The following is an 11,334-nucleotide window of genomic DNA, read 5'->3' on the forward strand; positions in this document are numbered from 1 at the left end:
AACGGCGTCCGCCGACGCGACTGCCGATTCCACTATCAACTGGGCGGAAGGCCAGTCACCCGCCTGCGTCAACGACTCGGCGCGCGCGATGATGGCGGCGATGGCCAAATACCGAGATGATGTCACCGGAGCGATCGTGACGGGCGGGACCAGCACGGCCTATGCGGTCAACACCTATCAGGTGTTTCAGTCGCTCTCGCAGTTGAATGACGAACGCGGCAGGTTCGCCCAACGTCACTCTCAATGTCGACGGCCTCGGCGCGAAGTCGATCCGAGCCGACCCAACTACGGAAATGGCGGCTGGCCTCTTGGTTGCGGGCACACCCTATGTTGCGCTCTACAATAACAATACTGGATTGTTTCTTCTGCAAAACATCTTCGGGAATCCATACAACATTCCCATCGGCGGCAGCCTGGATTTCTGGGGCTCTTCTGCGCCGAACAGCACCTTCGCGCTGATGTATGGACAGGCCATCTCTCGCACGACGTATGCCACGCTGTTTTCGCTCCTGGGCACCACTTATGGCCCGGGCGATGGGTCGACAACTTTCAACATCCCCGATCTGAGAGGGCGGGTGGTTGCCGGCAAGGATGACATGGGTGGCTCCGTGGCTAGCCGTCTGACGAGCGCCTACTTCGGCACAAGTGCCACATCTTTAGGTGCGGTTGGAGGCTCGCAGTCACATACGCTTACTCTCGCAGAACTGCCGACTGGGATCTCTTCAAATGGAAGCAATTCCATCTCCGTCAACTCAACCGATAGCGATGTGTGGCAAGGTGCGGCTGACGGACGCAACCCTGCCAGCGGCAATACTTTCGGCATTACCACTCTAGGAGGCTCGCGGAAAATAATCACCTCCACGGGCAGCAATTCGATCTCCGTAGCGTCAAACAATACCAGTGGCAACGCTCATGCGATCGTGCCGCCGACGGTCATTGCCAACAAGCTTCTTCGGATTATCTAGCGGGAGTGAACACGAAGTTCGAGCAGTACCCGGGACGCTTCCAAAACCATTGGCCGTCGTTGTGCTGGTGCACTTCTTCTCGGAATTGAGAAACGGGAAATACATGGCCGCGTTGTATAAAGGAGCCGCGATAACCCAAACCTTCGAGATAACGAAAGACATCGCTGATGGGTCGGCCTCCGAGATGCCTGCTCTCGCGTTCGAAAACCAAGAGGGGCAGGTCCTTTCGAAGGATACGTTCCGCACCTTTAAACACGCCAATCTCGGCGCCTTCTACATCTATCTTAAGAACAGAGATCCGTTCATTCGCGCCGAAGTAATCGTCTAGTGCGACTATGGGGACGTGAACTGTTTCGACGGCAGCATAGGATAAGCCTTCTCTGGAAAGAGAAGCTCCGGGCTTATGTCCCTTTGGGACGAAAAACTCTCTGCTCCCTGTTTCCGAGAAAACTGCCTTCGGTTCGATGGTAACATTTTGAAGCGGCAGATCTGTGCAAATTCTTGTTAGATAGTCAGCAAGATCCCGCTGCGGTTCGAACGCGACCACACGGCCATGAGCGCTCCATTTCGAAAGCCAATATAGGAAGCTTCTCTTGTTTGCCCCTACATCGCAAACGAGATCACCCTGCTGGATGTAGCTGAGTATGGCGGATAGCTCAGCCTTGTGGTCGCGGAATCTGGACCGGAATGCACGCCAAAGAAATCTAGTGCGCTCGCTCATTGTCTCGCAATGTTGCTGATTTGAGTGTGAACGTAACACCTTAACCCCCAACCGAGTCAACCCATGGTAGACCTCAACGCCCTCACTCGGGCGAATGCCGATCGCTGGTCGAAAGCCAAGCCGACTCGGAAAGCCGAAGCCGCCCACGCCGCTTTGCGGCTCTACAAGGCTGGGCAACGTTACCGGGCCGTCGAGCGAGACACCGGTGTTCCCTGGCCGATTATTGCTGTGATCCACGAACGGGAATCCTCCCAGGACTGGAGGGCTTCGCTGGCCCAGGGAGATCCCTGGAACCGGGTCTCGGTTCATGTTCCGGCCGGGCGCGGCCCGTTCTCGTCTTGGGAGGCGGCTGCCATCGATGCGCTGGTCAAGTGTCCGCCCTTCCTCGCGCGCCACAAGGACTGGTCAATCGCGGCAGCGTTGACCGCGCTCGAGACCTACAACGGCATTGGCTATGCGGCCCGGGGGGTGCCGTCGCCCTATCTGTGGTCGGGCACCAACCAATACCGCGCGGGAAAGTACGTCCGGGACGGCGTCTACGATCCCAGCAAAGTCGATCCTCAACTGGGATGCGCGGCGCTCATGATCGCTCTGATGGAGCTCGATCCCGAGATCAGCTTTGCAGTGGCAAAGAGGCAAAAAGCCCGGCGGCCGGCGACGCGGCGAGGCCGTCACTGACGAATCCGTCGAAGGGCTCGATCGGCGCGTTCGTGATCGATTTGGTCCGAGCGGTTTTTGGAAGGAAATGAACATGCGGACGATCCTCGATATCCTGCTTTTCGCTGCGGGCTTTGGCACCTGCTGGTTCTGCAAGGACCCAGCCCTTCGGTTCGTGACCGGCACCGACAGCCTGATCAAGTCGCTCGAGGCAAGACTTGCAGCGCTGAGGAGCACACCCTGATGCTCGCGAGAATCAAAGCAGCCTGCCTGCACTCCATGACCATCGCCTGGAGCTATTGCCTCGCGCTCGCCGGTGCGCTGGCTTCGATCATTGATGATCTCGCTGACGCGCTGGGCGATCCCGGCGTCAAGGACCAGATCGGCGCGGCCATCGGCGATGTCAAGACGACGGGGCGCATCCTGCTGGTGATCTCCGTCGTGACGATCATCGCACGCCTGAGAACTCTTCGGAGGAACGGCTAATGTGGATGACGATCATCTCGTTTCTCGGCGGCCCTGTCGTCAAGGCGCTGATCGATGCCTATAGCGCGAAGCTGAAGGCTGAAAACGTGGACACACCAGGATCGCGGCGGATCTTGCGGCGAGCGAGATCGCGTCGCAGACGGCCGAAACCAAAGCCGTCATGCAGTACCGCATCGCGGAGATCGGGCACGGGTGGGAGCCGGACAAATTGATGGGCTATTGCGTCGCGCTTTACTTCGCGAAACTCCTGGTCTGGGACAAGGTCCTCGGCTTTGGGTCCACGGACGCCCTCGCGGGGTTTGCCGCGATCACAGCCAATCTGGTTGTCTCCTTCTACTTCGCCAAGCGCGGCTTCGAGAATGTTGCGAGGATCATCAAGCGGTGAAGATGGCGGATGACGAAATCAGGGCGATCGTTGCCGAGACGCTGGCTGCGCAACACAGGCTTCAGCAGGCGAACATCGATGCCATCGTATTGAGGACGGTGGCATCGGTGCTGGCGTCTTTCGGAATCGAAGATGACGACCGAAAGGAGCTGAGGGCCGATTTTCAGCACCTGCGCCGATGGCGAACGAGCGTGGAGCAGGCGCAGAGCTACACCTTCAAAGCCGTCATTACGGTGATCGCCACCGGGCTGATGGGCGCGGTCTGGCTAGGTGTCAAGGTCGTGCTGGGCAAGTGAGCCTCAATCGGCACGATGTTACTGCACTCCACCCCAATGGATCATCCCATGTACAGAATTCGCATCGTCGATGCATCCGATGACGACATCGCCAATATATTGGCCGATCTGCATCAGTCGACGTTCTTCGATGCGGCTCCCTTGCCACAATTCGAGTTAGGGGCGTGGTGGCTTGCCTATCACGGCGATGAGCCGGTAGCCTTCGCCGGTGTCGTGCCGTCAACGCACATTCGAAATGGCGGTTATTTCTCCAGGGTCGGTGTGTTGCAGCGGCACCGGGGACGTGACCTCCAGTGCAGGATGATGCGGGTGATCGAGGCAAGGGCACGGCGTACTGGATGGGACAGCATCATCTCGGATACGACCGACAATCCGGTGTCCGCCAATAATTTCATCCGGGCGGGCTATCGGCTCTTCGAACCCCATGTGCCCTGGGCCTGGGCCCATACGCTTTACTGGCGAAAGCGGCTTCGCTGAGCGAATGGAGCCAGGTTTCCCGTGGTGCGGAACGCGATTCCCGCTACGGAAAATGGTTCGCGCGAGATGAAGCGCAACACGGAACGTCCAAGGGCCCGGCAGCTTGACAGCTGCCGGGCCCTTTTTGCGTATTGAAGCGATGCGGGCGAAGGACTTGCGAAGTCAGCGGTGCCGGGCTTTAAGTTTGCTCCTGCGGGAAATTCGGCAACCATAAGCCGATGTAAGGGAGCGCCGTCGATGCCCACCAAGCCTCAATTGCCGGAACGTTCGTCGCGCGCGACGGGGGCGCCTAGCGCGCTCGACGGTCTGCTGGTCGTCGATTTCACGCGTGTGGTTGCCGGCCCGGCCTGTACGCAGACGCTTGCTGATTTCGGCGCGCACGTCATCAAGATCGAGAATCCGGACGGAGGCGATGACACGCGCGCGTATGAACACGCCGAGATCGGTGGAGAGAGCGCTGCCTATCTGAGCCTCAATCGCAACAAGCGTGGCATCACGCTCGACCTTACCGTGCCGGAGGCTCGTGAGATCGCGCTGGATTTGATTCGCAAGGCCGACGTGGTCGTCGAGAACTTCTCCAGCGGGGTCATGAAGAAATTTGGCCTCGACTATGAAACGGTTGCGCCGCTCAATCCGCGGTTGGTCTATTGCTCGATCTCCGCCTACGGGCGCACCGGACCGTTTGCCTCGCGTCCCGGCTTTGATCCGATCACGCAGGCGGAAAGCGGCTTCATGTCGCTCAACGGATTTGCTGATGGCCCGGCGGTTCGCACCGGCCCGCCGATCGTAGACATGGCGACGGGGATGTCTGCCTGCAACGCCATCCTGATGGCGCTATTGGCGCGCGATCAGCTCGGTCGCGGTCAGCATGTCGAGGTCGCCCTGTTCGACGTCGCGATGGGCATGACCGGTTTCTATGGCATGGCCTATCTGATCAACGGCGAAAATCCCGGCCGGTTTGGTAATTCGCCGAGTGGCTCTCCTACCGTCGGCGTGTACGAGGCCTCCGACGGACCGCTTTACATGGCCTGCGCGAACGACCGGCTCTATCGCCGGCTGGTGGTTGAGGTGCTGAACCGGCCGGAACTGATCACCGATCCGCAGTTTGCCTCGCGTAAGGCGCGTTCCGAGAACAAGGAGCTTCTGCGGGCAGCCATTGCGGAGGTTTTCGCGAGCGATACTCTCGAGAACTGGATGACCAAGATGAAGCTGGCCAATATCCCGGTCGGCTATCTGCGGACGGTCGAGGAGGGGTTCAATGCACCGGAGGCGCGAGCGCGCCATCGCTTGAACCGGATTCCGCATCGTACGGCAGAGTGGGTCCCTAACATCGAGCCGCCGATTGCCATGAGCTTGACCGGCCCGATTGATCCTGTGGCTGCTCCATTGCTGGGCGAACACACCGAGCAGGTCTTGCGTGATACGCTCGGTTACGACGAGCGTCGGATCTCGGAGTTCAACCAAAAGGGGGCTTTTGGATCGGGCAAGCCATCGGAGCAGGTCTGAACCCGAGCGGTCGTTCCCTTGGGACGTGCAAATCGCGCCCTAGCGCTGCATCCGCTTGATTTGGCGATGTTCCAGCCGCATAAATGCATAAAGCGAGGGATACGAATGGCGCCTGGTCAAGAGCCGAGCGTGGGCCGGCCCGCAGGGGCGCAATTCGATGAACCTGCCCATGCGGCAATGGTCGCGAAGGCGCGCGCGCTCATCCCACGGCTGCGAGAGCGGGCGGCGCGGACGGAGGAGTTGCGGCATTTGCCGCCCGAAACGGAGAAGGATCTGCACGACGCGGGCCTGTTCCGGATGCTTCAGCCCAAGCGCATTGGCGGCGCAGAACTCGATTATGTCGCCTTGATCGACTGCGCGGATTTGCTCGGACAGGCGGACGCGTCGGCGGCGTGGAATCTGGCCAATCTGGCGAGCCATCACTGGATGCTCGGCATGTTCGAGCCGGCGGCGCAGGATCTGGTCTGGGGCCTTGATCCGGACGCACTGATCGCGTCCTCGTTCATTTTTCCTGCCGGACGTGCCACGAGAGTGGAGGGCGGATACCGTCTCCATGGCGGCTGGCCGTTCTCCTCGGGCGTTGCCTCCTGCGCATGGAACATGCTTGCAAGCGTCGTCTACTCCGACGACGAGGCGGACGGCATCGAGTATCGGATATTTCTGCTGCCGAAAGCCGACTACAAGGTCCTTGACACCTGGAATGTCGCGGGGCTGCGCGGGACGGGGTCTTGCGACGTGGAGGTCAGGGACGCTTTCGTGCGCGAGGACATGACGGTTGCAGTCGGCGATCTTGACGGGGGTCCGACGCCGGGAAGCAAGCTCAATCCCAACCCGCTGTATGCGCTCCCGGTGTTCTCGCTGTTTCCCTACGTCCTCTCCGGCGTCGCGCTGGGGAACGCGCAGGCGTGTCTCGACGATTATGCGGAAGTCGTCCGTCATCGCATTTCCACCTACAACCACGCCAGGCTGAGCGACTTTCAAAGCACCCAGATCAAGATCGCCGAGGCCTCGGCGAAAATCGACGCTGCACGCCTGATCATGCGCTCGGCCTGTCTGAATGCCATGGAGGATGCGCGGCGGGGTCATATCCCCGATATGGCGACCAAGACCAGATATCGGCGCGACGGCGCCTTTTCAGTAAACTTCTGCACGGATGCGGTGTCGATGCTGTTTGCCGCGAGCGGAGCACGGGGCCTGTTCACGACGGGCGCGTTGCAGCGGCAATTCCGCGATGCGCACGCGATCAATTCGCATCTCGCGTTCAATTTCGATGCAGCCGGGACCAACTATGGACGCGTGGCGTTGGGCCTGCCGTCCGAGAATCTCACGCTGTGAGGCCGGCCGATGAATGATCTGCCGAAGCAGCCGGCCGTTCCCGATCCGGCCAACGAACTCGCGAGCGACAACTCGCCGATCGATCCCCGTGATTTCCGCAGTGCGCTAGGCACCTACGCCACGGGGGTGACGATCATCACAGCCGCTGCGCTTGACGGCAAGCCCTATGGCCTGACGTGCAATTCGTTTGCCTCGGTCTCGCTGAATCCGCCGCTGGTTCTTTGGAGCCTCGTCGTCTATTCCTCTAGTCTGACCATCTTCCAGAACGCCAGTCATTTCACGGTCAACGTTCTTGGCGTTTCGCAACAGGCGCTTGCGAGCAAATTCGCCAAGTCGTCTGATGACAAGTTCACCGGTGTCGACTGGACGCCGGGCCTCGGCAACGCGCCGGTGCTCGCCGAGAGCGTCGCCAATTTTCAATGCCGCTCGGTCAATCGCTATTACGGCGGCGACCACGTGATCTTTCTCGGTGCGGTCGAGGCCTATACTTACAATGCGAAGGAGCCGCTGCTCTTCGCGCGCGGCGCATTCGGCCGATTTCTCGCCGACAGCTAGCGCAAGCAGTCACAGCAAGCGTGCTTCAGTTCGCGCTCGATGATTCAGCGCTCCCTGCCGAAAGCTTGTAGATTTCGAGCGCATCCGCATCCGCGCCTCGCGCGGCCTTGGCGAGCCTGAAAAGTTGTCCGGCGAGCGAGGCCATGGGCACCGGGGTCGACGTCGTCTGCGCGACATCGGCGACGGTATCGAGGTCCTTGAGCATTGTAGCGATTTGACCAAGCGGCGGTGAGTGAATGCCCTGGACCATTCGCGGCACGAACAGCTGTAACGGAATGGAGTCCGCGAAGCCGCCGGCGAGTGCTTCGGGCAACCGGTTGGCATCGATTCCGGCGTTCACGGCAAGGCGTGTTGCCTCCGCAAGAACAGCCATCGCGCATCCGACGATCACCTGATTGCATAGCTTTGTGGTCTGGCCGGCGCCGGTCGGGCCCATGTGGGTGAACCTTCGTGCCATGGCCAGTACGTAGGGGCGGACCCGATCGATATCGCCTGCTTTTCCGCCGGCCATGATGGCAAGCGTGCCTTCCTCGGCGCCCTTGGTGCCACCAGACACCGGCGCATCGATCCAGTCCGCGCCGTTCGCAGCTAACAATCGTGTTGCAATGTCCCGTGCGGCATCAGGATGGATCGACGAGAAGTCGACCACGAGCTTACCCGCGCCGGGCGCTGTTGAGATGCTCGTGGGCCCGAAGATCACCTCTTCCACGGCGGCCGCATCCGTCACGCACATGAAGACGATGTCCGAGCTCTCCATCAAGTCGCGTGGGCTGGCTGCGCGCCTGGCACCGGCTTCGACGAGCGCGGCCATCTTCCCTTCCGAACGGTTCCAGACAGTGACCTGATGGCCGGCGTTGAGCAGGCGCCGGCTCATCGGTGTCCCCATCAGTCCAAGGCCGAGATAGCCGAGCCGCTCGACGCCTTGCGGGTTTGTCTTGCTTGCCTCAGCCATAGGTTGCCTCCATCTGCTGCTGCGCGACGCTGCACTACCATATAGGGCGTATCCCACGACGAAACCGCCCGGCCTGCATGGCTTGCTTGATTGTTTGAACCATGAAACATTTGCCGCGGTCGGGTTGGATGGCGCCGGTCGGCGCCTGGGCAGCGGAGTGGGCACGATGCGAACCGTTTCGAAGTGGATCCTGGCTTTGGGGGCGGCAGCGGCCGTGAGCGCGAGCGCAGGCTCATCATGGGCGCAGCAGACGATACGCGTCGGCTGGACGATTCCGGCCGAAGAATCCAAGTACTGGATGATGCGCCGCCCGGCTGAGTTTCCCAATATCGGCAAGGCCTACAACATCGAATGGACCCAGTTTCAGGGCACCGCTCCGATGACGCAGGCCTTGGCGGCCGGCGCGCTGGATTGCGCGACGCAGGCGCCGCTGTCGCTCGCCAACGGCGTGGTTGGCGGCAACCTCAAGGCCTACATCGTGGCGCAGCACGTCTTCGAGAAGGCCGGTGGTTTCTCGGTTTACTGGGCTGTCATGGACGACTCCCCGATCAAGACGATCGCCGATCTCAAAGGCAAGACGGTCGGAATCTCCGTGATCGGCGGCGGCACCCAAGGCCCGTTCAATCTGTTGCTGAAGCAGAACGGCATCGATCCGGCCAAGGACATCAAGCTGGTCGAGGTCGGCTTTGCCGTCTCCGAAGATGCGTTGCGGCAGGGCCGCGTCGATGCGGTCAACATGAACCAGCCGTTTGCCGCGCGCGCGGAGGCAAAGGGCGGCACGCGCAAACTGTTCTCGCTGTCGCAGGCGATGCCGAACATCGTGCACATCCTGGAAGCCTGCCGTGCCGATTTCGTCGACAAGAACCCGGAATTGGTCAAGGCTTACGTGCGTGACATTACCTCCGGCATGAAGAAAGCGCTGGCGAACCGCGAAGAGACGTTGAAGGTCGTCAACGAAGTCCTGAAGGCACCTATTCCGGTTCTCGAGACCTATCTGCTCAAGGACAATGATTTTGGCCGCGATCCGGGTGCGGCACCGAATTTCCCCGCGATCCAGAAGATGCTGGACATCTACGCGGAGACAGGGATGCTGCCAAAATTGGATGTCGCGCAATTCAAGCATTCGACAATTGTCGCTCCGCTGCAATAGGCGATCGGGCGAATGAACCGAGCGAGAAGGTCGCGGCGTCCGGGATGATCCGGGACGTTGCATGAAGAAGATGCACGTATGAAGAAGCTCCGATCTCGGATCACGACGGATGGTCTCGACCGGGCTCCGCACCGCGCGTTCATGCGCGCCATGGGGCTCGACGACGTTGCAATTGCCAAGCCGATGGTCGGCGTCGTCAGCATGAAGGGCGAACAGACGCCCTGCAACATGACGCACGACTTTCAGGTCGCCGCGGCCAAGACCGGAATCGAAGAGGCCGGCGGCAGGCCGCGCGAGTTTTCTACCGTATCGGTTTCCGACGGTATCAGCATGAATCACGAGGGGATGAAGTTCTCGCTGTTTTCGCGGGAGCTGATCGCCGACTCGATCGAAGCCGTCGTCCATGGTCTCGCCTACGATGCGCTGATCGGATACGGCGGATGCGACAAGACGCTTCCCGGCGTGATGATGGGCATGGTCCGGTGCAACGTCCCGTCCATTTTCATCTATGGCGGCAGCGCGCTGCCGGGCCGTATGGACGGGCGGACCCTCACCGTGCTCGACTCCTATGAGGCTGTTGGCAGCTTCATGACCGGAGAGATCGACAGTGCCACGCTCGAGCGGATTGAGCGGGCGTGCCTGCCGACCATCGGCGCGTGCGCCGGCCAATTCACTGCCAACACCATGGGGATGGTGTCGGAGGCGATGGGCCTCACCATTCCCAACGTGTCGATGGTGCCAGGTGTCTATGCCGAGCGCGCGCAGATATCCAGGCGGGCCGGGCGCCTTATCATGGAGATGCTGGAACGCGGCGGGCCGTTGCCGCGCGACGTCGTGACGCGGAAATCCCTGGAAAACGGTGCGGCGATCGTGGCCGCCACGGGCGGTTCGACCAATGCTGCGCTACATCTGCCGGCGATCGCAAACGAGGCCGGGATCGCATTCACGATCGACGATGTCGGCGAGGTTTTTGCCAGGACGCCGCTGATCGGAAACCTGCGGCCTGGAGGCAAATATACAGCGAAGGATGTCTACGATATCGGCGGTGCCGCCGTGGTGATCCGGGAGCTGATCCAGAGCGGGCATATTGATGGCAGCTGCTTGTCTGTCACAGGCCGTACACTTGCCGAAGAATACGGCGCCGCCAATGCACCTGACGGCGAGGTCGTTTACGCGGCCGGCGCGCCGATCATGCCAGATGGCGGCGTCGCTGTGCTGAAGGGAAACCTCTGTCCCGACGGCGCGGTCATCAAGGTCGCCGGCCTGAAGAGTCAGTTCTTTGAAGGCGTGGCGCGCGTTTTCGAAGACGAGGAGGCCTGCGTCGCTGCGGTTCGTGATCGCACCTATCAGGCGGGCGAGGTTCTCGTGATCCGAAACGAGGGGCCGGTGGGCGGCCCCGGCATGCGCGAGATGCTCGGCGTCACGGCGCTGATCTATGGACAGGGCATGGGCGAGAAGGTGGCCCTGATCACGGATGGACGCTTCTCTGGCGCCACGCGCGGAATGTGCATCGGCTATGTGTCTCCCGAGGCCTTCGTCGGCGGTCCGCTGGCGCTGGTTCGCGATGGCGACAGGATCCGGATCGATGCTGCGAACCGGCGGATGGATATGCTGGTCGACGAGCAGGAACTCGCTGCTCGCCGGCACGATTGGAAGCCGCGTCCGCCTCGTCACCGTGCCGGCGCGCTGGCGAAATATGCCCGATTGGTTGGCCAGGCACCGGGCGGGGCCGTGACGCATGAGGGGCCCGCGGAATGGCCCTGGTTCGGATGACGCGGCGCACTTGCCCGAAAACAGCCAAACGTCTGGCAAGTTTCTTGCTAAGCTCGCGTCGCTGACGAAGGATGTT

14 protein-coding genes are annotated in these 11,334 nt (G+C 61.1%); 12 read left to right on the plus strand and 2 right to left on the minus strand.

Annotation, left to right across the window (positions count from 1 at the left end; genetic code table 11):
* Positions 1-206: 206 nt before the first annotated feature.
* Positions 207-965: a phage tail protein gene (locus N551_RS35255; protein WP_155809567.1), complete on the plus strand. Its 759-nt coding sequence runs from the start codon at positions 207-209 to the stop codon at positions 963-965.
* Here N551_RS35255 and N551_RS36875 read toward each other — a convergent pair.
* Entirely contained in the window at positions 958-1,686 is a 729-nt protein-coding gene (locus tag N551_RS36875) for an FkbM family methyltransferase (RefSeq protein WP_081747808.1), read from the minus strand. The genes N551_RS35255 and N551_RS36875 overlap by 8 nt on opposite strands.
* A gap of 63 nt (positions 1,687-1,749) precedes the next feature.
* Between N551_RS36875 and N551_RS35260 the strand changes: the two genes are divergently transcribed.
* The 9 genes from N551_RS35260 (at position 1,750) to N551_RS0108950 (ending at position 7,383) form a co-directional block, all read left to right on the plus strand.
* Complete coding sequence (locus N551_RS35260) at positions 1,750-2,364, plus strand: hypothetical protein (protein WP_245287744.1); 615 nt, start codon at positions 1,750-1,752, stop codon at positions 2,362-2,364.
* 73 nt (positions 2,365-2,437) lie between these two features.
* Positions 2,438-2,587 (plus strand): hypothetical protein, encoded by a 150-nt coding sequence (locus tag N551_RS38685; protein WP_197031115.1) that lies wholly within the window; start codon positions 2,438-2,440, stop codon positions 2,585-2,587.
* Positions 2,587-2,829, plus strand: a complete 243-nt coding sequence (locus N551_RS0108920; RefSeq protein WP_027566673.1) for a hypothetical protein — start codon at positions 2,587-2,589, stop codon at positions 2,827-2,829. Before N551_RS38685 ends, N551_RS0108920 begins: the two co-directional genes overlap by 1 nt.
* Before the next feature lie 160 nt (positions 2,830-2,989).
* Entirely contained in the window at positions 2,990-3,214 is a 225-nt protein-coding gene (locus N551_RS39220; protein WP_035961186.1) for a hypothetical protein, read from the plus strand.
* Complete coding sequence (locus N551_RS0108930) at positions 3,211-3,510, plus strand: hypothetical protein (RefSeq protein ID WP_027566674.1); 300 nt, start codon at positions 3,211-3,213, stop codon at positions 3,508-3,510. Before N551_RS39220 ends, N551_RS0108930 begins: the two co-directional genes overlap by 4 nt.
* A gap of 48 nt (positions 3,511-3,558) precedes the next feature.
* Positions 3,559-3,987, plus strand: coding sequence for a GNAT family N-acetyltransferase (locus N551_RS0108935; protein ID WP_027566675.1), 429 nt, complete (start codon positions 3,559-3,561; stop codon positions 3,985-3,987).
* Between the two features lie 237 nt (positions 3,988-4,224).
* Positions 4,225-5,493 carry a CaiB/BaiF CoA-transferase family protein gene (locus N551_RS0108940; protein ID WP_027566676.1) on the plus strand — a complete coding sequence of 423 codons (1,269 nt, stop codon included), beginning with the start codon at positions 4,225-4,227 and terminating at the stop codon, positions 5,491-5,493.
* Between the two features lie 105 nt (positions 5,494-5,598).
* Positions 5,599-6,828: an acyl-CoA dehydrogenase family protein gene (locus tag N551_RS0108945; RefSeq protein WP_027566677.1), complete on the plus strand. Its 1,230-nt coding sequence runs from the start codon at positions 5,599-5,601 to the stop codon at positions 6,826-6,828.
* 9 nt (positions 6,829-6,837) lie between these two features.
* Positions 6,838-7,383, plus strand: a complete 546-nt coding sequence (locus N551_RS0108950) for a flavin reductase family protein (protein WP_027566678.1) — start codon at positions 6,838-6,840, stop codon at positions 7,381-7,383.
* Positions 7,384-7,408: 25 nt separating this feature from the next.
* On the opposite strand, the gene N551_RS0108955 is transcribed toward N551_RS0108950, so the two are convergent.
* A complete protein-coding gene (locus N551_RS0108955) occupies positions 7,409-8,392 on the minus strand; it encodes an NAD(P)-dependent oxidoreductase (RefSeq protein WP_371180056.1) in 984 nt (327 codons plus the stop codon).
* Between the two features lie 109 nt (positions 8,393-8,501).
* Between N551_RS0108955 and N551_RS0108960 the strand changes: the two genes are divergently transcribed.
* Positions 8,502-9,485: an ABC transporter substrate-binding protein gene (locus N551_RS0108960; RefSeq protein ID WP_027566680.1), complete on the plus strand. Its 984-nt coding sequence runs from the start codon at positions 8,502-8,504 to the stop codon at positions 9,483-9,485.
* A 78-nt stretch (positions 9,486-9,563) separates the two neighbouring features.
* Complete coding sequence (gene ilvD, locus N551_RS0108965) at positions 9,564-11,258, plus strand: dihydroxy-acid dehydratase (RefSeq protein WP_027566681.1); 1,695 nt, start codon at positions 9,564-9,566, stop codon at positions 11,256-11,258.
* Positions 11,259-11,334 lie beyond the last annotated feature (76 nt).

The organism is Bradyrhizobium sp. URHA0013 (assembly GCF_000518345.1).
Lineage (GTDB): Bacteria > Pseudomonadota > Alphaproteobacteria > Rhizobiales > Xanthobacteraceae > Bradyrhizobium.

Bases quoted from the DNA above. Each gene is read 5' to 3' on its own strand.
- ilvD (WP_027566681.1), top strand. From the start codon at position 9,564: ATGAAGAAGCTCCGATCTCGGATCACGACGGATGGTCTCGACCGGGCT.
- N551_RS0108935 (WP_027566675.1), top strand. From the start codon at position 3,559: ATGTACAGAATTCGCATCGTCGATGCATCCGATGACGACATCGCCAAT.
- N551_RS35255 (WP_155809567.1), top strand. From the start codon at position 207: ATGACGAACGCGGCAGGTTCGCCCAACGTCACTCTCAATGTCGACGGC.
- N551_RS0108960 (WP_027566680.1), top strand. From the start codon at position 8,502: ATGCGAACCGTTTCGAAGTGGATCCTGGCTTTGGGGGCGGCAGCGGCC.
- N551_RS39220 (WP_035961186.1), top strand. From the start codon at position 2,990: ATGCAGTACCGCATCGCGGAGATCGGGCACGGGTGGGAGCCGGACAAA.
- N551_RS38685 (WP_197031115.1), top strand. From the start codon at position 2,438: ATGCGGACGATCCTCGATATCCTGCTTTTCGCTGCGGGCTTTGGCACC.
- N551_RS35260 (WP_245287744.1), top strand. From the start codon at position 1,750: ATGGTAGACCTCAACGCCCTCACTCGGGCGAATGCCGATCGCTGGTCG.
- N551_RS0108945 (WP_027566677.1), top strand. From the start codon at position 5,599: ATGGCGCCTGGTCAAGAGCCGAGCGTGGGCCGGCCCGCAGGGGCGCAA.
- N551_RS0108920 (WP_027566673.1), top strand. From the start codon at position 2,587: ATGCTCGCGAGAATCAAAGCAGCCTGCCTGCACTCCATGACCATCGCC.
- N551_RS36875 (WP_081747808.1), bottom strand. From the start codon at position 1,686: ATGAGCGAGCGCACTAGATTTCTTTGGCGTGCATTCCGGTCCAGATTC.
- N551_RS0108950 (WP_027566678.1), top strand. From the start codon at position 6,838: ATGAATGATCTGCCGAAGCAGCCGGCCGTTCCCGATCCGGCCAACGAA.
- N551_RS0108940 (WP_027566676.1), top strand. From the start codon at position 4,225: ATGCCCACCAAGCCTCAATTGCCGGAACGTTCGTCGCGCGCGACGGGG.